Origin of the sequence: Pseudomonas sp. Z3-6 (assembly GCF_051131985.1) — a bacterium.
In the GTDB taxonomy this organism is placed as follows: domain Bacteria; phylum Pseudomonadota; class Gammaproteobacteria; order Pseudomonadales; family Pseudomonadaceae; genus Aquipseudomonas; species Aquipseudomonas zanjanensis.
On sequence record NZ_CP071644.1, the window covers coordinates 5,307,367 to 5,330,025 of the forward strand.

Below are 22,659 nucleotides of genomic sequence, written 5' to 3' on the forward strand. Positions count from 1 at the left end.
GTCCTTATTCGGTCCGGCCTTGGCTGACGCATTCGCCGCGTCGCCACAGGCTCCATTGGCCCGGTTCGTAGCGGGTCCAGGTTTCGTTTTCGGTCAAGGGTTCGGTGGCGATCACCGTGACCACGTCGTTGGGTGTGGTTTCCGCCTGGAAATCGACAATCACGTCCACATCCTTGAGCCGCGCCGGGCCGAACGGCGCGCGACGGGTGATCTGGGCCAGTTTGGTCGAGCAATAGCAGAACAGCCAGTCGCCATCGCTGAGCAGGCAATTGAACACGCCTTTGCTGCGGTATTCGGTGCAGGCCTCGATCAACGACGGCAGCAACTGTTCCACGTCCACCGGTTCGGGGAAGGCCTGGCGCATGCGGTTGAGCAGATCGCAGAAAGCCGCTTCGCTGTCGGTGTCGCCCACCGGGCGGTAGAAGCTTGCGCCCGGCTGGAAATCGGCGAGCTGGCCGTTGTGGGCGAAACACCAGTTGCGGCCCCACAACTCACGCACGAACGGATGGGTGTTGGACAGGCAGACCTTGCCGACGTTGGCCTGGCGAATGTGCCCGATCACCACTTCGCTCTTGATTGGATAACGCTGCACCAGGTTCGCCACCTCCGATTCGCTGCTGGCGGCCGGGTCCTGGAACAGGCGCAGGCCACGGCCCTCATAGAAGGCGATGCCCCAGCCGTCCCGGTGCGGCCCGGTCTTGCCGCCGCGCTGCATCAGCCCGGTGAAGCTGAACACGATGTCGGTCGGCACATTGGCGCTCATGCCCAGTAACTCACACATGCTCGAACTCTCGCTTCAAGGGGCAGGCCTGCTTACAGGCGCGGTTCGATACGCGAACGCTGGGGGTTGCTCGGCACGGGTGGGCGACCGTAACGGTCATCCCCGGCCACGCCGAACGGTGGCTCGTCCTCCGGCTCATCGGCCGCGGCGGCGGCTTTGGCGGCGGCAGCCCGTTCCTTGCGCGCGTTGGCGGCCCGCTCGATGGGGAAGCGGATCAGCACGATCACCAGGTAGAGGCCGAAGGCGATCATGCCGTACATGAGCAGGTCGGACGCCGCCCGCCAGGCGTTGTTGCCGACCTTGAACAAGATGTCCAGGGCGACAATGGCCAGGGCCGGGGCAACCTTGTCCTTCACCGGATCGACGACGGTGGGGCTGAACAGCAACACCGCCATCAGCAAGCGCAGCGGTTCACGCAACCAGCGCCACATCCAGCGCGTCATCCGCATCCACACCAGCAGGCAGCCCAGGGCGGCGAAGGCGTAGAGGCCCCAGGCGATCAGATAGTCATTCTCGGTCATGGTGTCCATGGCAAGGCAGGCAAAGAGGCGCTTATAGTAACGGCTTTTCGCGCGTCAGGCTGCCCCGGCGTCTGGCGAATGGCCTGGGCGGTGGGTTCTGTCCAGGCCGCGTGTCCCTTTTCGTACAACGTTCGAGAGCCTTTCATGTCCCTATCTGCCCACGTTTCCAACGCCCCGATCGCCCGCAGGGACGCCGGTGTTGACCCGTACGCCTGGCTGCAGGAACGCGACACCGACGCCGTGCTCGACTACCTCAAGGCGGAAAACAGCTACCAGGAGGCGCAACTCGCCGATCAGGCCGAACTGCGCGAAACCCTGTTCCAGGAAATCAAGGGCCGGATCCTCGAGACCGACCTGTCGCTGCCCTCGCCCTGGGGCCCGTACCTGTATTACACCCGCACCACCGCCGGTGACGAATACCCACGCCATTACCGTTGCCCGCGCCCGGCTGACGACAGCCTGACCGTGGACGAAAGCCACGAACAACTGCTGCTGGACCCGAACGCGTTGGCCGGCGGCGGTTTCTTTGCCCTGGGCGCCTTCAGCATCAGCCCCGACCACCAGCGCCTGGCCTACAGCCTGGACACCACGGGCGACGAGATCTACACCCTGTTCGTGAAGGAATTGTCCAACGACAAGGTCAGTGAACTGTCCTTCGACAATTGCGACGGCAGCATGACCTGGGCCAACGACAGCCTGACGCTGTTTTTTGGCGAACTGGACGACACCCACCGCCCCCACAAGCTCTGGCGCTATCGCCTGGACGGCACGGCCGCCGAGGAAGTGTTCCATGAGCCGGACGGACGTTTCTTCCTGCATTGCTATCGTTCGAGTTCGGAAAAGCAGTTGATCCTGTCCCTCGGGAGCAAGACCACCAGCGAAGTCTGGGTATTGGACGCCGCGCAACCGCAACAGCCCTTCACCTGCCTGGCACCACGGGTGGAAAACCACGAATACGACGTCGACCACGGCCTCCTCGATGGTCAATGGACCTGGTTGATCCGCAGTAACCGCGACGGGATCAACTTCGCCCTGTATCAGGCCGCCGACACCGGCGTGGCACCAACCGAGGCCGACTGGCAGAACCTGATCCCCCACAGCGACACGGTGATGATCGACGGCCTGAGCCTGAACGCCGGGGCCATGACCTTGAGCCTGCGCGAAGGCGGCCTGCCGATCATCGAGGTGCATCCCCAGGGTTTGCCGGCGTATCGGGTGCAACTGCCGGACGCGGCCTACAGCCTGCATGTGCAGAACAGCCTGGAATTCATCAGCGATCGCATTCGCCTGCGTTACGAGGCCTTGAACCGTCCGGCGCAGATCCGTCAGTTGGACCTGGCCAGCGGCGCCCAGGTGGTGCTCAAGCAAACCCCTGTGCTGGGGCCGTTCGATGCCGACGCCTATGTCAGCCAGCGGCTCTGGGCCACGGCGCCGGACGGCACCCAGGTGCCCATCAGCCTGGTGGTCAGGCGCGAAGACCTCGGCCGGCCGGTGCCGCTGTACCTGTACGGCTACGGTGCCTATGGCGAAAGCCTCGACCCGTGGTTTTCCCATTCGCGGCTGAGCCTGCTCGACCGCGGCGTGGCGTTTGCCATCGCCCACGTACGGGGCGGCGGCGAGCTGGGGGAAGCCTGGTATCGCGCCGGCAAGCAGGAACATAAGCACAACACGTTCGGCGACTTCATCGCCTGCGCCGAACATTTGATCGCCAACGGTTTCACCACCGCCGGGCAACTGGCGATCAGCGGCGGCAGTGCCGGTGGCCTGCTGATCGGCGCGGTGCTCAACCAACGCCCGGAGCTGTTCAAGGTGGCGATTGCCGAAGTGCCGTTCGTCGATGTGCTCAACACCATGCTCGACCCGGACTTGCCGCTGACGGTCACCGAATACGACGAATGGGGCAATCCAGAGGAGCCGGACGTTTATGATCGGATCCGGGCCTACGCCCCGTACGAAAACGTCAGCGCCCAGGCGTACCCGGCGCTGCTGGTGATCGCTGGCTACAACGACAGCCGCGTGCAGTACTGGGAAGCGGCCAAGTGGGTGGCGAAATTGCGCGCCACCAAGACCGACAACAACCCCCTGCTGCTCAAGACCGAGCTGGGCGCCGGCCACGGCGGAATGAGCGGGCGCTACCAGGGATTACGTGACGTAGCGCTCGAATATGCATTTGTCTTGAAGGTTTTGGGGCGGGTCTGAGGAACTCTGTGGGATGGCCGGGTCTTAGCTGCATGCGCAAGGCTCAGACATGACGCTGCCCCATTGTGGGAGCGGGCTTGCTCGCGAAAGCGGACTGACATTCAACTTGGATGTCGAATGACCGACCGTCTTCGCGAGCAAGCCCGCTCCCACAAGAGATCGCCTTGCACTCAAGACAATCCAAAGAACCGCAGAAAACGACAAGAAAAAGACCGTGCCGACATGTCAGAACCGACCTTACTGAACAAAGAAATCCGCGACTGGCTGATGGACTGCGGCCTGTTCGACCAGTTGCTACCGGTAGACTTCGCCGCGGCGTCGGGCTATTTCAGCATCAGCGCGATCGCCGAGGGCGAAGCGATTTTCCGCGAAGGCGATGCCGGCAGCTTCATGTGCATCATCCACACCGGCCAAGTGGCCGTGCAGAAAACCGGCCCCGACGGCCAACCCGTGACCATCGCCACGCTGCGCAGCGGCCGGGCCTTCGGCGAAATGGCCGTGCTCGACGGTGAACGGCGCTCAGCCAGTTGCATTGCCGCCAGCGATTGCCAGTTGCTGAACCTGGGCAAGGACTCCTTGGAAAAAATGCTCAACGACGCCCCCAAGATCGCCGCCAAGATCATCCGCGCCCTCGCCGTCTCCCTGTCCAAGCGCCTGCGCATGGCCGATGGGCAGCTGTTGTCGCAGCAGGTCTGACAGCCGCCATAATCCCCTGTGGCAACCATACCCCCTGTGGGAGCGGGCTTGCTCGCGAAAGCGGTGTGCCAGTCAACATCAATGCTGACTGATCCGCCGCCTTCGCGAGCAAGCCCGCTCCCACAGGGTTTCATTGTCCAAAGGATCTCAGTCCTACCCCCCCGGCGACTTGGCCTTCACCGGCTTCGGCTCCATGCCCGGTATCGGCTGGTCCTTGGGCGGCTTGGGCATTTCGATCGGCGGCAGCAAGGGCGGCCCACCATTTCCCGGGCCGGCCTTGGGCACGCCGTTAGGCGTGACCGGCGGATACGGCATGGGCGTGGCAGTGCCCGGCGATCCGGGGATGCTCGGCGGGTTGACCGGAATCGTCGGTTGTTGAGCCTGGGCGCAACTTATTGAGAGCGCCGCCAGGGCAATGGCCGTTAGAATGATGCACTTCATCAATGGCTCCGTGGCTATTGTCTGCTTTAAGGCTAGTCGTTACCGCGCCGGTCTGCCCTCCTACGAGATCTCCATGAAACGTTTCGTTCTGCTCGACACCACGCCCATTCCTGACAACGGCGGTGCCCTGTGCCTGTTCGAGTACGGCGAAGACTTCGTCATCAAGATCCAGGGCGGCGATGGCGGGCAGTTGATGAACACCCGCATGCACGGTTCCGAAGACGCCCTGGCCGAGATTCCTTGCCGCAAGGTCGCCGGCCGTCCTGGCTCGCGCGTGCTGATCGGCGGCCTCGGCATGGGCTTCACCCTTGCCTCGGCCCTCAAGCACCTGGGCAAGACCGCCGAAGTGGTGGTGGCCGAGCTGGTGCCCGGCGTGGTCGAGTGGAACCGTGGCCCCCTGGGTGAAAAGGCCGGGCGGCCGCTGGCGGACCCGCGCACGGTGATCCGCATGGAAGACGTGGCCAAGGTGCTGCAAGCCGAACCCCAGGGGTTCGACGCGATCATGCTCGATGTCGATAACGGCCCGGAAGGCCTGACCCAGAAAGCCAACAGTTGGCTGTATTCGGCCGGTGGCCTGGCCGCTTGCGCCAAGGCCCTGCGGCCCAAGGGCGTGCTGGCGGTATGGTCGGCCAGCGCTGACCGGCAGTTTTCCGACAAGCTGAAGAAGGCCGGTTTCAAGGCCGAAGAGGTGCAAGTGTTCGCCCATGGCAACAAAGGCACTCGCCACACCATCTGGATTGCCGAGAAGCTCAAGGGCTGAGCTAAACTCTGTCCAACCGTCATCAGTCTTTTCTACGAAGGTGAACCCATGAGTTCGTCAACGCCACCGTCCAACACCGCCAAGCTGGACCGCATCCTCGCCGATGCCCAGCGCGACCGGGAGATGGGCTACCGCGACAAAGCCCTGAAAATGTACCCCCATGTCTGTGGCCGCTGCGCCCGTGAGTTTTCCGGCAAGCGCCTGAGCGAACTGACCGTTCACCACCGCGACCACAACCATGACAACAATCCGCAGGACGGTTCCAACTGGGAACTGCTGTGCCTGTACTGCCACGACAACGAACATTCGCGCTACACCGACCAGCAGTACTTCGGCGACGGCTCCCTGAGCACCCCGAAGATTGCCAAGGCGACCCACAACCCGTTCGCCGCGTTGGCTGGGTTGATGAAGAAAGACGAGTAATCAGCCAAGTGACGAGCCCCGCTTTTGTGGGAGCAAGGCTTGCCCGCGATGAAGCCGATGCGGTCTTTCAGAAACCGAGGCGCCTATTTCGCGAGCAAGCTTTGCTCCCACAGGATTTTGTGAACGCCGAAAATGCACTGTGGGAGCGAGCCTGCTCGCGAAGGCGGCCGACCATGCACCACACATCTCGAACCTGACCACCCTTCCCCATTCCCCGTATAATCGCGCCTTTTCCCCAAAGGCACCCCGCCCGTGGCCAACAAACGCTATAGCTGCATCGGTCTGTTCAACCCCAAGTCTCCGGAAAACGTCGGTTCGGTCATGCGTGCCGCCGGTTGCTACGGCGTGGCGTCGGTGTTCTACACCGGCAAGCGCTATGAGCGCGCTGCCGACTTCGTCACCGACACCAAGAAAGTCCACTACGACATCCCGCTGATCGGTATCGATGACCTGAAGAAAATCCTGCCCCTGGGCTGTGTGCCAGTGGCCGTCGAGCTGGTGGAAGGCGCTCGCCCACTGCCCGAATACACCCACCCGGACCGGGCGCTGTACATCTTCGGCCCGGAAGACGGCTCGCTGGACAAGGACATCCGTGATTGGTGCGAAGACGTGATCTATATCCCCACCAACGGCTGCATGAACCTGGCCGCCACCGTCAACGTCGTGTTGTACGACCGCATGGCCAAGGGCAACAACACCCGTTCGGGGCCGCAATTCCGCTGATCGGTGCGATATTCGATTGAACAAGGCAATCGCTCAGGCAGTCAGCTTTATACCAATCCCCACACTGGAGACAGATCATGAGCGATAACAATCCGTTCGAGCCGATTGAGCGCACCCCTTTCCAATCTCATCCGCCGCAAAACGTGCACGGCTGGGAGCGCATTGGCTCGTTGGCCGGCGGTGTGCTGATGATGGGCAAGGGCATACGCCGTGGCGGGGTGATCGGGCTGGCTCAACTGGCGATCGGCGGCATGGCGTTGGCGCGGGGCATCACCGGGCATTGCTCGGCCAAGAGCCTGCTGGAAAAGAATCGCCAGAACCTGGACAACGCCCGTGCCCGCATCGAGCAGGCCGGTGAAGAGCTGAGTCGCCTGAAGGCCAACGCCGAGGCGGCGACTGGCACGGCTACGGTGACGGGGAATGATTCGTTGAATTCGCCGAAGGTTGGGCTCTGAATTGCCCCGGAGCAAGCTCCCTTTCACAGAGGTTTAAAAATCGCACAGTCTCGTGGCGAGGGAGCTTGCTCCCGCTTGAGTGCGAAGCGCTCACCGCTTTTTTGGGGCCGCTGCGCGCCCCAGCGGGAGCAAGCTCCCTCGCCACACAAGCCTCCAGGCCATTGCGCAAAACTGTGGGGCTTGCTCGCGAAGACGGTATCACTGAAGTAACTGGGTATCCAGCACAGTGGAAGCCCCACCCAAAACACTTTCACTGAGCTGTACAAACGCCTCGGTGTCGACGGTTTCCAGGCGCATCGCCCCCTGCAACACATCATCCAGCGAACGCTTGTTACGGGTCTTCAGGCGAATCTCGCGGTCCAGTTCCTGCAACAGCAATACCGCCTTGGCCACGGCCGCCGGGCTGATCTGCTCGCCGCGCAAAGTGGTGACGCCCTTGCTGTCGTGGGCGAGTCGGTCGTTCAGGGTCTGGTAGCGCTCATCGCTCAAGCCGCCAGCGCGGCGCAGCAGTTCGACCGCGTAATATTCGGTCAGCCCCTCGCTGATCCAATCGCTACGGTCCTGATCATTGACCCGGGCCAGTGCCTGCACCAACTCCCGCAACAACGGGCTGCTGCCCCGTTCGCTGACCAGCGGCGGGCGGCTGTGCAGGTAAATCGAGTCATGGCCGGCCTGGGCGCCACGCCACAACGGATCGCCAGCGCCGACAATCAGCAACTTGGCCGGATGGCGCGGCACCAGCGCTTGCACCTGCGGCCAGACGAACGTCAGCAGCGTCAGCACGTCCATCCGGCGCATGCCCTGGCCCCGGGGCGAGGCCACGGTCACTTCGGTTTCACCCAGGCGGGTACGGCGGCTTCCCAGTTTGCCGGCGAGCATCCAGCCCGTGGGACGGTCGAACAGGCGCGAGGGGTTGTCGATGCGGAAGCGCTGCTTGCCGATGCGCGGCCAAGGGGTCTCGATGCTTTTCCAGCCGTCAGGCAATTCAACCTCAAGACGTGCCACCAGTTCGATGCCGTCCTGCTGATCGAGCTTGGCCGACGGCACCAGATCATCGCCGCGCAGCAACGCCCAGGTCGGGGTCATGCGGGTTTCGAAGGTGGCGTTCTTGCGGGCATGGCTGATGCGCACGCGGTAGCTCAGGCTCGCCTTGTCCGCGGCCGGACGCCAGCCACCACGGGCTTCTTTGCCAGGGGTGAGCTGCCATTGGCCGTCGGCCTTGAAATCGCTGTAGCGACTGCCGTCGCCGAGGTCGAAATCCAGGCTGCGCACCGCCGAGCCCCGGGCCAGGGTCAGGCGCACTTCGGCCTGGTCGCTCTGGGGCAACAGGTGCACGTGATAATCCAGGTCGACTTTCTGCGCCGCCCACAGCGGCCCGCACACTGCCAGCAACCCGGCCGCCAGTATCCGTTTCAATCCTGCAGCCATGGGTTCTCCCAGGTGGCGCGCCGCCCGGCGGTTCAGCCGGCGCGAAAAATCAGATGATCTTCCCAGTCGTCTTCCGGCACGCTGCCTTCGGCCAGCATACGTCCAGACTGGGAAATGCGTTCATGGTGCACGGCATCGCGATCGCCGCAGACCAGGTGGTGCCACAACGGCAAGTCCTTGCCCTCGCTGACCAGCCGATAACCGCAGGTCGGCGGCAGCCATTTGAACTCATCGGCCTTGCCCGGCGTGAGCTGGATGCAATCGGGCACGAACTCACGACGGTTGGGGTAGTCGGTGCACTGGCAGGTTTTCAGGTCCAGCAGTTTGCAGGCGATGCGGGTGTAGTAGACGCTGTTGTCATCTTCGTCTTCGAGCTTTTGCAGGCAGCACAGGCCACAGCCGTCGCACAGCGATTCCCATTCCTGGGGATCGAGCTGATCGAGGGTTTTGCGTATCCAGAACGGTTCGACTTTGGCGGCCATGGTTCGAGCATCAACATCAGGTGGTGAAAAGGCCGACAGTCTAGTGCCGGGGCCTCTTGAGGCCAAGCATTGGCGACTGTCGGTATACAGGGGCTTGTCAGGCCGGGCGGCGGGACGTAGGTTGCTTGATTGTCTTTCCACACTCGTGCCAGGTAAGCCCATGAGCGCCAACTCCCGTATTGCCGATTACGCGATCCACCCCCAGTTCATCGAACGCTGGTCGCCCCGCGCCTTTACCGGCGAAAGCATTGCCGAAGAAACCTTGCTGAGCTTCTTCGAAGCCGCACGCTGGGCCCCTTCGGCCTACAACTCCCAGCCTTGGCGTTTCCTGTACGCACGGCGCGACACGCCGAACTGGGAGCGTTTCCTGGGCTTGCTCAACGAGTTCAACCGCGGCTGGGCCCAACACGCCTCGGCGCTGGTGATCATCGTCTCGAAAACCACCTTCGCGGTGCCCGGCGCCACCGAGGAAACCCCGGCGCAGAGCCACACCTTCGACACCGGCGCGGCCTGGGGCCACCTGGCGCTGCAAGCCAGCCTCAGCGGCTGGCACACCCATGGCATGGCCGGTTTCGACCAGGAACTGACCCGCAAGGAACTGAAGATCCCGCAAGGCTACGCCCTGCACGCCGCCGTGGCGATTGGCAAGCTGGGGGACAAATCGACCCTGGCCGAATACCTCCAGGCCCGCGAAGTCCCAAGCCCACGCCGGCCGCTGAGCGAACTGGTGGCAGAAGGTGATTTCACCCTGTAACCCCTTTTATGCTCACTGAAATAACCACTGTGGGAGCGAGCCTGCTCGCGATGGCGCCAGATCAGCCACTTCGATGGCGACTGACACACCGCTATCGCGAGCAAGCTCGCTCCCACAATGGGTTCTGTGGCGAACGCATTTTTTGTGGCCACTGAAAAATCACTGTGGGAGCGGGCTTGCTCGCGAAAGCGGAGTCTCAGTCAGCATAAATGTTGAATGTGCCGGCCCTTTCGCGAGCAAGCCCGCTCCCACAATTTGATCGAGGATGGCTTCAATAGCCTCGGGCGAAATTCACTTCACCACGCAGTGCTTCGCCCGCCTGGTAGGCCCGCAGGTTATCCAGGAACAACTGCGCCATCATCGGTGGCGAAGTCGGTGCCGAACTGTGGCCGGTCAGCAGCAGGCCCCAGGCGGTCCAGAACGGATGGCGCTGCGGCAGCGGCTCCTGGCGGCAGACGTCGATCACCGCGCCGGCCAGGTGCCCTTCCTTCAGGGCTTGCACCAGGTCCGCGTCCACAACCGCTACGCCGCGGCCAACGTTGATGAACAACCCGGTCGGCTTGAACTGCTTGAACAGCGCCGCGTCGTAGATGTCATGGGTCTCTGGCGTGTTGGGCAGCAGATTGATCACGTAATCCACCTCGCCCACCAGCCGCGGCAGATCCTTCAGTGCCCCGACCTCGATGAACGGCGCCATTTCCCTGGCTTCGCTGGCGATGCCGTACAACTGCACGCCGAACGGCACCAGGAACTGCGCCACACGCTGGCCGATGTCCCCCGTCCCGACGATCAGCACCTTGCGTCCAGCCAGGCCTTGGCCCTGGCGGTTGTCCCACTTGCGCTCGACCTGGCTGACCAACCGGGCCAGCACCTCGCGCTCATGGCCGAGCATGTAGGTCAGCACATACTCAGCCATCACCTGGCCAAAAATGCCCACGGCACGGGTCAGGCGGTAATCGCGGCTCAAGCCATCGGCCAGCAGCGGCGTGATGCCCGCCCAGGTCGATTGCAGCCAGCGGGGCTGGTGGCCTTGACGCAACAGGGTGGCCAGCAGATCAGGCTGGCCGAGCCAGACCGGGCAATCGGTGGCGAGTCGCGACAGTTCGGCGGAATCGCCGCTGGTCAGCACTTCAATATCGGGTGCAGCCTGACGCAGAAGCTGGGCATACACCGCGTGATCGTGTTCGGCAATCAGAACGCGCATGAATCAAACCTTTCAAAAACAGTGCAGACGATCGCCGACAGAGTGTCGCTCCATCCTTGCGATCATCGTCAATAAATCATTCCGTTTTTCAAGAAGCGCCCAGGACAGGCGCCTCCAATACCATCAGACCGGGTCGTTGCGGCGCAACAACTCTTCGGGCAAATGCTCGATGTACTCGTCTTCGGCCGGTGGCATCTGCAAGTGATAGCCCTGGGTGTCGAGGTTTTCCAGCACTTTGTTGATGTCTTCCCGGGACAGCTCACGCTCGGGGCTCAGCACCAGGTCAAAGGCGTGGATCGCCTTGCCGAAGGCGGCCATCAATGGCTCGGGCACGCGCTCCAAGGCATCGCTCTTGAGCACATACAGGTACATCTCGTTTTTCTTCGAGCTGCGGTAGATGGAGCAGATACGTTTCAAGGCTGTTCTCCGGCAGTGGCCAGGCTGTCGAGCAGCGCCTGGCCCATCAATTCGCGGCGCCAGCCACGCAGCGAATCGGGCAATTGGTAAGGACCCTCGGGAAAGCCGCTCTTGATCAGCGCCTCGAGGGTTTTCTTGCGCAGCATCAGCTCCGGGGCAATGCCCAGGCGCTCGGCTTCAGCCTGCCCCAGCGCCCGCAGGCGCTTGACCAGGGCAGCGGCCTCGATGGGCAACGGCTCGGCCACGGCCGGCGGCCATTGCTCGGGCGGGATGCTGGCGGCGCGCTGGATCAGGTCCAGCAGAAACTGGCCGTCCTGGCGCACGGTACGCGGGTGCATGTCTTCGATTTTCGCCAGCGCGCCGAGGTTATCCGGCTGGGTGCGGGCCAGGGGCCACAGCGAATGCTCGCGGATGATGCGGTTGCGCGGCAGGTCACGGGCCCGCGCCTCACGTTCGCGCCAGGCGCACAGCTCGCGCAGCACGGCCAATTGGGCACGGGAAAGTTTCCAGGCCAGCTTCGCCTCGCGGTAGACCTCGTACGGGTCGACTTCGCGACGCAGGTTGGCCACCAGTTCGGCCCCATCCTCCAAGACCCAGCGGTATTTTTCGTCGGAAAGCTTCGGGCGCAGTTCTACGAAAACCTCCGCCAGATGCACCGCATCCTCTGCCGCATAGCTGATTTGCGTCTCGGACAGGGGCCGTTGCAACCAATCGGAACGGGTCTCGCCCTTGGGCAGCTCGATGCCCAGCACTTCCTGCACCAGCCGCGAATAGCCCATGGAGAAACCCAGGTTCAGGTAGGCGGCAGCCAATTGGGTATCGAACAGCGGCGCGGGCAGGCTACCGGTCAGGCGCAGCAGCACTTCAAGGTCTTCGCTGCAAGCGTGCAGCACCTTGAGCACCGCCGGGTTTTCCAGCAGAGCGGCCAACGGCTGCCAGTTGTCGATGGTCAAGGGGTCGATCAGGTAGGCACGCTTGCCGTCGCCAATCTGCAATAAGCCAGCAATGGGATAAAAGGTGTCGACCCGCATGAATTCGGTGTCGAGGGCGACGAATGGCAACTGCTGCCACTCGGCGCAAAACTGACCGAGGCTATCGTTGTCGCGAATCCAGTGAATATCGATGGCCACACGGCTCTCCCTTGAAGAATGGCGCGCAGTATATATCGCCGCTGGCGATTGCGAGCATCCATAGAGCAGCTGTCTGAGAGAAATCGCCTGCGAAAAAGCAAGAATAGTCCTACATCAAGAATTAACCGGTTTTACGCAATACATAAACACGCGTCAGCGCAAAACCGGGTAGGAAATCCTGGTACCAAAGCACGCTGAAACCCGCCTGGCGAAACTCGGCTTCGACATTGGCCTTGTCGGCCAGGCTGCGTTGCGGCACCTGGCCCATCTTGAGGCGCCCTTCGATTTTCACCGAAACGATCACCGTGTCGCGACTGACCCGATGAAACTCGCGCAACAGTACCAGGCGATGCTCGCTGGCGCGGAGGTGGCGAAACAGTTGCAAACAGAAAATACAATCCACTGCGTTGGCCGACAGCCCAAGGGTGAATGCCGAACTCGGGAAGGTCTTGACCCGCTGGAGCAACGTGTCGCCATGGTGGGTGAGCGCGTGTTCGAGCGTGTCCGGCGACGGGTCCGCCGCCAGGATCACCCGGTTGGCATGCTCGGCCAGCACCGGCCAGAACCGTCCTGCCCCACAGGCCACGTCCAGCACCAACCCCGGCTCGCCCGCCACCTTGAGGGCATTGCGAACCATTTGTTCGTCGCGCCAGAACGCCAGGCGCAAGCGGCGAGGCGCCGGTCGGCAGCAAACCTGCGCATGCTCCTGGTCATGCTGCCTGGCGAACTCAAGCTCGATGGTGGATGGGGGTAACCCGGACATACAAACGGCTCTTGGAAAAGGCTGGCTGACAGGTTAACCAACCCCGCGTGAAAAAAAGGTCCAGGCGTTCACTCCCGTGCCAGCACACCGTCAATCACCGCGCCGCGACAATTGGCGAACAGGTCCAGGTCGCGGTTGTAGACCTGGCTGTTGACTTCCAGCAACCCGAGCATCGAATGAAACAGGTTGTCCTGGCTCAAGGGCTTTTCACGACTCAGTTGCAGGCAATGGGTGTCGACCGAAAAGGACTTCTGGTAGCTGTCGGAGAACCAGGCCAGCATCGCCACGTGTTTCTGTTGTTCCGGGGCGAGCATGTAGGGCGTGCCATGGAGAAACAGGTTGTACTCGCCCAGGGACTCGCCATGGTCGGACAGGTACAGCATGGCCGTGTCGACCTTGTCCTGGTTGGCCCGCAGCAGATCGATCAGGGTCGACAGCACATGATCGGTGTACACCAGCGTGTTGTCGTAGCCATTGACGATGCTCTCGCGGCTGCAATTGTTCAGCGCATTGCTTTCGCACACCGGGGTGAAATGCTCGTATTCCTTGGGGTAGCGCTTGAAGTATTCCGGCCCGTGGCTGCCCATCTGGTGCAGCACCAGTACCGTGTCCTTGTCGAGGGTGTCGATGAAATGCTGCAGCCCCTGGAGCAGGATCTCATCGCGGCACTCACTGTTGGCGCACAGCGCCGGGTCCTTGAGGTTGCTGACATCCTGCAGCGTGACCCGGTCGCAGGTACCCTTGCAGCCAGATTGATTGTCCCGCCAGATCACCTCCAGCCCGGCGCGCTTGAGCACATCCAGCAAGCCCTCCTCATTCTTGGCCTTGCTGGCGTCGTAGTTCTTGCGCCCCATGTTGGAAAACATGCAGGGCACCGACACGGCGGTCTCGGTGCCGCAGGAATGCACGTCGGTGAAGGCGATCAGGCCGGCCTCCTTGTCCAATGTCGGCGTGGTGTCGCGGTGATAACCGAGGATGCCGAAGTTCTCGGCCCGGGCGCTCTCGCCCACCACCAGGACGGTCAGGGATTTACGGCCATGGGTTTGCCAGGCCGGGTTGCGACTCGCGTCCTCGCCCAAGGTGATGAACGGCTGCTTGGCCGACGCGACCTGTTCGCGCAAATACCCAAGCGAGGCACCGATGTAATTGCTCGGTACGACCATCAAGCGCAACTCGTGGTGGTTGCGAAACAGTGACGACAAACCTTGGTAGTTGACCAGGGCAACCACGCCGATCACCGCGGCCGAGGCCACGCCGACCAGTAACTTACTTAATAACTCCTTTGGCCAACGACGGTAGTTGATCGGGGTCTTGAACAACAACCAGCACGGCAAGACACCCAATAAGCCGATATAGACAAACAACTTCAACGACAACAGATCACGGACTTCCGTGGCATTGGTTTCAGCGAAGTTGCGCAACATGCCGGCATCGATCAGGACGCCGTATTGGGCCATGAAATACGCCACGCCGGCGCTGATCAGGAACAACAGCATCAGCACCGGCTTGAGCAGCGGACGGAAGGCTACGAGGGTCAACACCAGGTTGAACGCACAGAAAATCATCAGGCCAAATGCCACGCACATCAGCAGGCCCCGAGCGTCCGCCGTCGTGATCGCCAGCAAGTGTTGCCAGAGCACGAGGTTGAAGCCCACTAACAAAAAGGCACTGGCGGCCAGCGTCACCCACTCGGGGCGCACGGCTTTAATAGTCAGCATGAGGGTTGACGGCTTCCTGAAGTTGCTCTTTGAAAAAGAAGTGCCGCAGAAAACATGTAAAAAAGATGTTTTCTACGGCAACACAAACTTTAGGCAGCCCACCATCAATTTTTCGTGAAAAAGTTGCTGTTAAATAATTATTTAAGCTGCTGCTAGGCCTGATTCAGATACCACCGCCAATCCTGTTCCCCGACTTCCCTCATGAACTGCCGGTATTCGGCGCGCTTGACCGCCAGATAAACCCCCAGGAACGCCTCGCCAAACGCTTCCCGGGCCCAAGTCGAAGCCTCGAGGGCACGCAGGGTAGTGAGCCAGTCAGTGGGCAGCAGTTCGGTCGCCTGGGCGTAGCCGTTGCCTTCCACAGGTTTCCCGGGATCGCACTGTTCACGCAAGCCGTGATGGATGCCCGCCAATATCGCCGCGGCCGCCAGGTAAGGGTTGGCATCGGCGCCGCAAATACGATGCTCGATGTGCCGCGAGAACGCCGGGCCGCCCGGTACCCTCAGGCTCACGGTGCGGTTGTCCACGCCCCAGGTGGCGGCCAGCGGTGCGTAGCTGTTGCTTTGGAAGCGCCGGTAGGAGTTGGCGTTCGGGCAAAACATCAACAACGAATCGAGCAAAGTATCGAGCATCCCGCCCACGGCATGGCGCAACAGTGGCGTACCGTCGCCGGCTTCACTGGCAAACAGGTTGTGGCCATCGCGGTCGGCCAGGCTGACATGCATGTGCAGGCCGGAGCCCGCCAAGTGCTCGAACGGCTTGGCCATGAAACACGCCTGCATGCCGTGCTTGTGGGCCACGCCCTTGACCAGTCGTTTGTAGCGCACCGCTTCATCCATGGCTTGCAAGGCATCGCTGCGGTGTTCAAGGGTGATTTCCACTTGTCCCGGAGCGTATTCGGAAATCGCGGTCCGGGCCGGAATGCCTTGCAGCTTGCACGCGGCGTACAGGTCGGCGAGGAACGGCTCGATCTGCTCCAGTTCACGCAAACCATAGACCTGGGTGGCGCGGGGCCGACCACCGTCAGCGTCCCGCGCCGGTTGCGGCCGGCCTTGGCTGTCGCGCTGTGCGTCCAGCAGATAAAACTCCAGCTCCGCCGCCATCACCGGATAAAAACCGTCGGCCTGCAGGGCTTCGATCACCTGGCTGAGCAGATAACGCGGATCGGCGATGGTCGCTGGCATGCCTTCCTGGGGATGCATACTGACCTGCACCGCCGCCGTGGGAATCAACCGCCACGGCATGCGTTGCAAGCTGCCGCTGAGGGGATAGGCGCGGCAATCAATGTCGCCGACGTCCCACACCAGCCCGGAATTTTCCACATCATCGCCATTGAGGGTCAGCCCGAGAATCGTACTGGGCAGCGGCCGGCCACTTTCATAGACCGCCAACAACTCGTCCCGATGCAACAACTTGCCCCGGGGCACGCCGTTGTTATCGAGAATGAACAACTCGAACATCTCGATATCGGGGTTTTGCGCAAGGAACGCCTGGGCGTGTTGCACGGGTGCGAAAGACATCTTGGCAAGGCTCATGAGAAAACTCGTATTTCCGTGTCGGACGGGCGACAACGCGCCGTCAGTCTGTGCTCGCCATGAGCGAGCACCGTGATGTTCAACAGGAAAAACGAGTGTCCGGAGGACGCGCATGGCGACAATGCCAGAGCGCCCAAAAAGCCAGCTCGGAGGGCAGCGCACCAAGGGAGGGAGCCATGGCAGGCGTGCATCTGCCGACCGGATCGACTGCGGCGGATGGAGGGTATTGCACTGCCAGGGGCCAAGCGTCCATGAGCGCATCACAGGAAACACATCGGGCAAGCGTCCCACGGCACCTTGGGCGGTTAAACATGGATTTGATGAAGCTTGGATCACCGCTAACTAAACTTAAGCAAACGAGTCGGTCGTTGATCGACACGTCGTGTTCCCTACACTATCTGTCCCGTTCCCGACCATGAAAGCGCCTGCCTGGCATTCTCTTGGCACCATCGTTCCGTTACGATCGTCAGCCTGGTTTGCGCAAGATCCGCGCAAGGAAGCGAGTGAGAGACAGAACGGATGCTGAACAGTAACGCCCTCAGAAAGCTCGACATGCAGGACCTCATGGTGTTTAGCGCCGTGTACGAGCAAAGCAGTGTCACCGGTGTGTCCGAGGTCCTGTGCGTCAGCCAGTCAACCGTCAGTTATTGCCTCAAGAAACTGCGAACCTGTTTCGAGGACGAACTGTTTATCAACACCCGCACCGGCATGCGCCCCACCTGCAAGGCCGAGGGCATGTACAACCATGTGCGCGCCATTTTGCAAAGCATCAACCTTTGCCATGCCGGTCCGCCGACCTTTGATCCGACCCGGCAAGCCGTCACCTTCAACATCTGCGCACCAGAATATTTCGAACACCTGATCCTGCCGCAGCTGCTGCAAGGCTTCGATTACGCCAATTTGCCGGTGGTGGTGAACGTGCACAAACTTGAAGCCGACATTCCCGCCGAGGAATTGCGCGACGGCAGCCTGGACTTGGTGATCTGCTTCGGCCCGAACGTTCACGGCGACCATGCCGATTTAAGATCCCGGCAGTTGCTGGAGGAAGATTGGGTCTGCGTCATGGACAAACGGGCGACGCCACTTGAGCCGCAACTGAGCCTTCAATCTTTCGTACAGCGCCGACACGTGTTTGCGAAGCCTTGGGCGTCAGCGAGCAACAGGGTGGACGGCTGGCTGTCGCGGCAGGCCCATCACCGGCAAGTCGCCGCGCGCGCCAACAGCTACAGTGCCGCGCTGAAGATGATCACCGGCACTGACTTCATCCTGACCCTGCCCCGGCGCATCCAGAAACTGCTGGCCAATGAGGCGATCTTCAATTACCACGAAGCGCCCAAGGGCTTGCCGGGGTTGACCTTGGACATGCAATGGAGCCAGGCCGCCGATCAGGACAGTGCCAACACCTGGCTACGCGAACAGATCATCAAGGCCTGCGCCCACGCAACGCCTGCGCGTCATTGACCGATCAAGGCCTTGGCATAGGGCTCGCGGTCGATGTCGAGGATCTCAACGCACAATTGCACGCTGACTTCGGCCGGCCATGGCCCCAGGTCCTGGATCACCGCCAGCAGGCTTTCGGCCAATTGCTTCTTGATTTCCGGCGAACGGCCACTGAGCAGGGCCAGCTTCACGTGCACGAAACCCCGCTCGCCCATCCCTGTACCCACCCGGAACGTCTCCAGTTTCACGGCCCGGCTCTTGATGTCGTGCTCGGCGGAAAATTGACCGGAGGCCACCAGCGCATTGTTCAGGCGCAGCAATGCGACTTCGGCCTTCAGCTCGGGCAGGTTGGCGGTGTACTCCATGTGCAGGTGAGGCATGTGTTCGACTCCGATTCGAAAAATATGACGAGGTGGTTTCAGCGGTCACAACCTTACCTCGACTTTATTCTTTGGGGCAGGATTTTGTTTCGCGGCAGGCCGGTGTCAAGGTTGTGCCAAGGGCCCGCGCTCGCCCATGAAGGCCTCCAACCGCGAGCGCAACCAGCGCTCGGCCGGGTCACTGTCGACATGACTCAACCAGACCATGGATAAATCCAGGGTCGGGGTCTTGAAGGGAAAGGGTTCGTTGAACAGTTGCCCCGAGGCCGCCATGGCGGCGGCGGTATAGTCCGGCAGGCTGGCGATCAGGTCAGTACCGGCCAGCAACGCCGGCAATGCGCTGTATTGCGGCACCGACAACACGACCTGGCGCTTGCGCCCGATCTCCGCCAGCCATTCGTCAGCGAACCCGGCGACGTTGGCGGTATGGGACACCAGCACATGAGGCCGCGAGCAGTATTCGTCCAGGGTCAGCGGCGTGTCCGACGCATCGGCGCGCAACACGCGGGGTTGGATATGACGCAACAGCTTGCGCTTGGCGTTGGCCGGCAGGCCGCGCGTCTGGCTGATGCCCACGGTGATGTCGCCCGATGCCAGCAAATCGGGGATGCGCCAGTAATCGACATGCTGGACCACAAACACGATTTGCGGCGCCTCTTGCCGCAGGCTGCTCAACAGGGGCGGCAACAGGCCGAACTCGACGTCGTCCGACAGGCCGATGCGGAATGTCATGGCGCTGTTGGCGGGATCGAAATCGTGGGTCAGGCTCAACGCCACCGACAGCGAATCGAGCGCCGGCGAGAGGTGCTGGATGATTTCCTCGGCCCGGGCCGTCGGCTCCATGCGGTGGCCGACGCGAATGAACAGCGGATCGTTGAACATCTTGCGCAGACGATTGAGGGCCGAGCTGATGGTCGGTTGGCCCAGGAACAGTTTTTCCGCCACCCGTGTCACGTTGCGCTCAAGCATCAACGTTTCGAACACCACCATCAGGTTGATGTCGGCCTTGCGCAATTCGTTGCGGTTCATCCACTGCCCCTCGACTCCTTGATTGGGTGCAGTGTAGAAACGCAGGGATTGTGCGTCTATGCGCTAAAAGTCCAGTCGCCTGCTTTTGTGGCGAGGGAGCTTGCTCCCGCTCGGTTGCGCAGCAACCGCAAAATATTGGGGCCGCTTCGCAGCCCAGCGGGAGCAAGCTCCCTCGCCACAATGAGTAAGCCATTGTGAAGTGGAAAACTACTTAACAGTCAGCGACTTCAACCCCAACGCCATGACGCGCTCATCACTCCCCAACCCCAGCGCCTTGGGACTGATGGCATCGGGCAAATGGAACCGCACCCGCACTCGCCCATCCGCACCCATCGTTTCGCGAATGGCTGCCGTCAGAGGCAGTTCCAACGTGTTGTCCTGCAGTCGGTTGAACTGCGTCGCCAGCGCCGCAACGCCGTTGATCGACACCTCCACCCGTTGGCGCGTGTGCGAGGGCTGCACGAACGCCGCGGCTTCGATCGAGAGGGCACGCGCTTCTGGCGGTATGCGTAAAACAACCTCAGCCTCAGGCCCTTCCGACCAGGTGCCCCAATCCTCGACCCGTCCCCAGCCATTGGCCAACATCGCGTTGGTTCGGCTGAACACTTGCCGCTCACCGAGCTTGACCTGCATGTCCAGTGTTTCATCGGCGAACGGTGGGCATTGGGCGCATGTCTTCCAGCCCGGCGCCAGCACCACCAGGCCATCGATACGGGTCAACAGGTCGGTCTGGCGATTGACGGTTTTCGCCGCCTGGAGCGCGGCGCCAGGGTCGAGGATGTACAGCGAATCCGCGGCGTACTGGCCGCTGGCAAGCATCTGCTCGGCGTGTCGCTGGGCTCGCTCGATCGCCCGGTCACTCATGCGCCCCAAGTACACGCCATCGGTTTCCAGGCCGTGCGTCAGGGCGTATTGGCTGGTCAGCAGCCAGTTGTCCGGCTGGTTCTGCGGCAATAACGTGCGGACTTTCGAATAATGACCGGCCGCACTGGCCCAGAACGGATCATTCAGGGGCGTAGGCCAACTCGAGGCCGCCGGCGTCATCCGGCTCTGGCGCAGGCCGGCCCATCCCGCGCGGGTATCCAGGGCCTGCACCACCAAGGCCATGGCTAGCAGACACGCCGCCGTCCGGGGTTTGTTGCCGCGGATCACCAGGAAAATCACCGCAAATATGATGGCGTAGAACACCGGCCAGAACATCCGGCCGGCCGCGCGAAAGACGTTCGCCACAAGCTCAAGGGGTTTGGGTAGCCAGTAATGCACGTTCTGCATGCCGATGCCGAGATGGTTGGTCAGCGAAAACAACGTCAGCCCGATCAATGCCCACAGCAACAGGCGCCTGTGGCGCACGGCATTCACCAAACCGGTGTTGCCTTGCAGCAAAGCCACGCCGGCGCAGATCGCCAGCATGAGGACGCCCAATCCCAGGTAATTGAAACCTTCGTAGTCCCCGGGGCCCTGGGGCATATCGCGCAAGGTGTAGGACCAGCCGCTAGGGTTGACCAGCGACATCACATTCAGGCGATACAACCCAAAACCGCCCGCCACGGTCCCGCCACCCACGCTGAAATAACCCGCCTGCCAACAACAGAACGCCACCAGCACAAACAAGCCGCCCAGCTCAATCAAGGCATCACGCCGGGACAACCGCCCCTTCGTGGCCTGGCTGGCAAGGTCGGCCAACCAGATCAACGCCACCATCGCCAACAGATACGCATGCACCAGCGCGGTGGCGGCCAACAGCACGCCCCAGGCCAGCCGCCGCTTTTGCAAGCCGGGCCGCAGCGCCAGGTACAGGGCCGCCAGGATCAGGAAATGCCCGGACAGCGACAAGTGCCCGCCCATGCGCAGAAACATCGGCGGCGAAAACACAAATAACCCAGTACCCAACAGCCTGATCCACAGCGACGGCGTCAGCAGTCCGATGAGTTTCCAGGCGAACCAGGCCTGCAGGACGAAACAGGTCAGCAACCACAGGCCAAAATACTGGAACGTCTCGGGAAGCCAGGCGTTGAAGGGTTTGAACAAGAACGCCAGCAACGGATTGGAGTCGGAAAAAATGATGCCGTTGCCCAACTCCAGACCATAGGAAGGGTTCATGCCCAACGGAAAGGTCCAGGGTGAACTGCGGAAAAACGCCCAGCCCATGTAATGGGTCGCCGCATCGCCCTCCCCCAGCCAGGCGATGTTGGTCGGATCCAGCACCCGAGGACCGATCACCAACAGGAACGCCAGCGCGCCCAACAATATGGGCAACAAGGAAACCGGGAAACGCTGACTACGAAGGGTCATCGGTACGTCCAGAAATTATGCAGGATGAAGGTGTACACCGGGATGATCAGCGCCACGGCCGCGATGCCCGCCAGGTAACCCAGGCCGACGCGCTGGGCCACCCAGGCCACCAGCATCGCCAGCCCCAACCCGCCGATCGAGACCACCACGAAACGGCCGAGGGTGCGGCCATGCAAGCGGCTGGAAAAACTCCAGAGGGTGTTGATCAGGTACGACACCATGGTCGCCACGACAAAGGCGAAACCATTGGCCAATGGCGGGTTGGCCAGGACCAGGTGCACGAACAGCACGGCCGCCACCACGTGGACGCCAGTGACGAGCAGGCCGGTCATGGCAAAACGCAAGGCACGTCGCAGCAAGGGCGAGTGCGTCCAGGTCACGGCTTCTGCGCCAGGCAGAACACCGTCAGGCCGGCAATGCGATTGGCCCCCATGAATGGACGCTCCAGGCTGCACAATGCCCTCAATACGCCATTGACCAGCGGATGATGCCGCGCCAGCTGCGACTTGGCCGGCGCTCCGGTGGCGTTGCGCTGTAACAGGCGCAGGCCGGCGGCGATGGGAAAGACCAGGCCGAAGTAGTACGCACCTTGCTGCACCTGCAAACCCGCCTGCGCCACGACGCTCTCCAACTGCTTGAGGGTATAGCGGCGCTTGTGCTCGAGAAAATCGTCATGCCCGCTCCAGAGGAACTGGAACGCCGGCACGGTGATCAAGAAACGGCTGCCGGACGGCACCTTGTCGACATAGGCCTTGAGCAGGCCCACGTCATCGTCCACGTGCTCCAGCACATCCATCAGCAACACCAGGTCGGCATCCAGCGTGTCGATGGCGCGTCGGTAGCGGACCGGTTTACCGGCGGTGCTGGCGTCGGAGTCGGCCGGGTAGCTGATGTCCACGCACCAGGCCTGGGCGGTTGCGGTATGGGTCAACAAGTGATGGGAAAAAAAGCCCGACCCAGCGCCCACGTCCAGCAGCGTACTGGCGGAGGTGCCCTTGAGCATGTGGAGCATGGCCCGCGCTTTCGACCGGTAGTACCAGTGCTGCTCGATATCGGGACCGAGGATGTCGGTTTCCTTGAGGTCCATG

General features: G+C 62.0%; 24 protein-coding genes. 8 read left to right on the top strand and 16 right to left on the bottom strand.

The features are described from left to right. Nucleotides 1–4: 4 nt before the first annotated feature. Together J3P88_RS22900 and J3P88_RS22905 are read right to left on the bottom strand one after the other, a co-directional pair. Nucleotides 5–781: a class II glutamine amidotransferase gene (locus tag J3P88_RS22900; RefSeq protein ID WP_434571795.1), complete on the bottom strand. Its 777-nt coding sequence runs from the start codon at nucleotides 779–781 to the stop codon at nucleotides 5–7. Nucleotides 782–813: 32 nt separating this feature from the next. After that, on the bottom strand, nucleotides 814–1,311 hold the full coding sequence (locus tag J3P88_RS22905; RefSeq protein ID WP_250962775.1) for an MFS transporter: 498 nt from the start codon (nucleotides 1,309–1,311) through the stop codon (nucleotides 814–816). 135 nt (nucleotides 1,312–1,446) lie between these two features. Between J3P88_RS22905 and J3P88_RS22910 the strand changes: the two genes are divergently transcribed. Next, complete coding sequence (locus J3P88_RS22910; RefSeq protein WP_434571797.1) at nucleotides 1,447–3,501, top strand: S9 family peptidase; 2,055 nt, start codon at nucleotides 1,447–1,449, stop codon at nucleotides 3,499–3,501. A 222-nt stretch (nucleotides 3,502–3,723) separates the two neighbouring features. Then, nucleotides 3,724–4,197, top strand: coding sequence for a cyclic nucleotide-binding domain-containing protein (locus J3P88_RS22915; protein ID WP_014337065.1), 474 nt, complete (start codon nucleotides 3,724–3,726; stop codon nucleotides 4,195–4,197). 153 nt (nucleotides 4,198–4,350) lie between these two features. On the opposite strand, the gene J3P88_RS22920 is transcribed toward J3P88_RS22915, so the two are convergent. After that, on the bottom strand, nucleotides 4,351–4,638 hold the full coding sequence (locus J3P88_RS22920) for a hypothetical protein (protein ID WP_207965389.1): 288 nt from the start codon (nucleotides 4,636–4,638) through the stop codon (nucleotides 4,351–4,353). A 73-nt stretch (nucleotides 4,639–4,711) separates the two neighbouring features. Here J3P88_RS22920 and J3P88_RS22925 point away from each other — a divergent pair, with 73 nt between their 5' ends. The 4 genes from J3P88_RS22925 (at nucleotide 4,712) to J3P88_RS22940 (ending at nucleotide 6,999) form a co-directional block, all read left to right on the top strand. After that, nucleotides 4,712–5,398, top strand: coding sequence for a spermidine synthase (locus J3P88_RS22925; protein WP_018607541.1), 687 nt, complete (start codon nucleotides 4,712–4,714; stop codon nucleotides 5,396–5,398). 48 nt (nucleotides 5,399–5,446) lie between these two features. Next, complete coding sequence (locus J3P88_RS22930) at nucleotides 5,447–5,821, top strand: YajD family HNH nuclease (RefSeq protein WP_003184246.1); 375 nt, start codon at nucleotides 5,447–5,449, stop codon at nucleotides 5,819–5,821. 252 nt (nucleotides 5,822–6,073) lie between these two features. Next, on the top strand, nucleotides 6,074–6,544 hold the full coding sequence (locus tag J3P88_RS22935) for an RNA methyltransferase (protein ID WP_030141187.1): 471 nt from the start codon (nucleotides 6,074–6,076) through the stop codon (nucleotides 6,542–6,544). Nucleotides 6,545–6,621: 77 nt separating this feature from the next. Further along, the gene (locus J3P88_RS22940) at nucleotides 6,622–6,999 is read left to right on the top strand and encodes a YgaP family membrane protein (RefSeq protein WP_434571800.1); all 378 of its coding nucleotides are present in this window, start codon (nucleotides 6,622–6,624) and stop codon (nucleotides 6,997–6,999) included. 198 nt (nucleotides 7,000–7,197) lie between these two features. Here J3P88_RS22940 and J3P88_RS22945 read toward each other — a convergent pair whose 3' ends face one another. Both J3P88_RS22945 and J3P88_RS22950 read right to left on the bottom strand, forming a co-directional pair. Then, the gene (locus J3P88_RS22945) at nucleotides 7,198–8,427 is read right to left on the bottom strand and encodes a hypothetical protein (RefSeq protein WP_434571802.1); all 1,230 of its coding nucleotides are present in this window, start codon (nucleotides 8,425–8,427) and stop codon (nucleotides 7,198–7,200) included. 32 nt (nucleotides 8,428–8,459) lie between these two features. Further along, nucleotides 8,460–8,909: a YcgN family cysteine cluster protein gene (locus J3P88_RS22950; protein ID WP_413794475.1), complete on the bottom strand. Its 450-nt coding sequence runs from the start codon at nucleotides 8,907–8,909 to the stop codon at nucleotides 8,460–8,462. Nucleotides 8,910–9,069: 160 nt separating this feature from the next. Between J3P88_RS22950 and J3P88_RS22955 the strand changes: the two genes are divergently transcribed. Further along, nucleotides 9,070–9,663 carry a nitroreductase family protein gene (locus tag J3P88_RS22955; protein ID WP_186704571.1) on the top strand — a complete coding sequence of 198 codons (594 nt, stop codon included), beginning with the start codon at nucleotides 9,070–9,072 and terminating at the stop codon, nucleotides 9,661–9,663. A gap of 271 nt (nucleotides 9,664–9,934) precedes the next feature. Here J3P88_RS22955 and J3P88_RS22960 read toward each other — a convergent pair whose 3' ends face one another. The 6 genes from J3P88_RS22960 to J3P88_RS22985 form a co-directional block, all read right to left on the bottom strand. After that, nucleotides 9,935–10,867, bottom strand: coding sequence for a D-2-hydroxyacid dehydrogenase (locus J3P88_RS22960; RefSeq protein WP_434571805.1), 933 nt, complete (start codon nucleotides 10,865–10,867; stop codon nucleotides 9,935–9,937). A 123-nt stretch (nucleotides 10,868–10,990) separates the two neighbouring features. After that, nucleotides 10,991–11,284 (bottom strand): YcgL domain-containing protein, encoded by a 294-nt coding sequence (locus J3P88_RS22965; protein ID WP_186704569.1) that lies wholly within the window; start codon nucleotides 11,282–11,284, stop codon nucleotides 10,991–10,993. Further along, nucleotides 11,281–12,414, bottom strand: a complete 1,134-nt coding sequence (gene rnd / locus J3P88_RS22970) for a ribonuclease D (protein WP_186704568.1) — start codon at nucleotides 12,412–12,414, stop codon at nucleotides 11,281–11,283. Before rnd ends, J3P88_RS22965 begins: the two co-directional genes overlap by 4 nt. A gap of 121 nt (nucleotides 12,415–12,535) precedes the next feature. Continuing rightward, nucleotides 12,536–13,177: a class I SAM-dependent methyltransferase gene (locus J3P88_RS22975; RefSeq protein WP_434571807.1), complete on the bottom strand. Its 642-nt coding sequence runs from the start codon at nucleotides 13,175–13,177 to the stop codon at nucleotides 12,536–12,538. Between the two features lie 68 nt (nucleotides 13,178–13,245). Then, the gene (locus J3P88_RS22980; RefSeq protein WP_186704566.1) at nucleotides 13,246–14,895 is read right to left on the bottom strand and encodes a phosphoethanolamine transferase; all 1,650 of its coding nucleotides are present in this window, start codon (nucleotides 14,893–14,895) and stop codon (nucleotides 13,246–13,248) included. 152 nt (nucleotides 14,896–15,047) lie between these two features. Beyond that, the gene (locus J3P88_RS22985) at nucleotides 15,048–16,415 is read right to left on the bottom strand and encodes a glutamine synthetase family protein (protein WP_434576592.1); all 1,368 of its coding nucleotides are present in this window, start codon (nucleotides 16,413–16,415) and stop codon (nucleotides 15,048–15,050) included. 534 nt (nucleotides 16,416–16,949) lie between these two features. On the opposite strand from J3P88_RS22985, the gene J3P88_RS22990 reads away from it, so the two are divergent. Continuing rightward, a complete protein-coding gene (locus J3P88_RS22990; RefSeq protein WP_434571809.1) occupies nucleotides 16,950–17,891 on the top strand; it encodes a LysR substrate-binding domain-containing protein in 942 nt (313 codons plus the stop codon). Here J3P88_RS22990 and J3P88_RS22995 read toward each other — a convergent pair. The 5 genes from J3P88_RS22995 to J3P88_RS23015 all read right to left on the bottom strand — a co-directional run bounded on the left by J3P88_RS22995 (nucleotide 17,885) and on the right by J3P88_RS23015 (nucleotide 22,658). Beyond that, entirely contained in the window at nucleotides 17,885–18,250 is a 366-nt protein-coding gene (locus tag J3P88_RS22995) for a 5-carboxymethyl-2-hydroxymuconate Delta-isomerase (RefSeq protein WP_207965379.1), read from the bottom strand. The genes J3P88_RS22990 and J3P88_RS22995 overlap by 7 nt on opposite strands. 105 nt (nucleotides 18,251–18,355) lie before the next feature. Next, on the bottom strand, nucleotides 18,356–19,279 hold the full coding sequence (locus tag J3P88_RS23000; RefSeq protein WP_186704563.1) for a LysR family transcriptional regulator: 924 nt from the start codon (nucleotides 19,277–19,279) through the stop codon (nucleotides 18,356–18,358). A 207-nt stretch (nucleotides 19,280–19,486) separates the two neighbouring features. Continuing rightward, the gene (locus J3P88_RS23005) at nucleotides 19,487–21,571 is read right to left on the bottom strand and encodes a DUF6311 domain-containing protein (RefSeq protein ID WP_434571810.1); all 2,085 of its coding nucleotides are present in this window, start codon (nucleotides 21,569–21,571) and stop codon (nucleotides 19,487–19,489) included. Next, on the bottom strand, nucleotides 21,568–21,903 hold the full coding sequence (locus J3P88_RS23010; protein WP_186704744.1) for a GtrA family protein: 336 nt from the start codon (nucleotides 21,901–21,903) through the stop codon (nucleotides 21,568–21,570). Before J3P88_RS23010 ends, J3P88_RS23005 begins: the two co-directional genes overlap by 4 nt. A gap of 44 nt (nucleotides 21,904–21,947) precedes the next feature. Then, nucleotides 21,948–22,658 carry a class I SAM-dependent methyltransferase gene (locus J3P88_RS23015; RefSeq protein WP_186730572.1) on the bottom strand — a complete coding sequence of 237 codons (711 nt, stop codon included), beginning with the start codon at nucleotides 22,656–22,658 and terminating at the stop codon, nucleotides 21,948–21,950. Nucleotide 22,659: the final 1 nt, after the last annotated feature.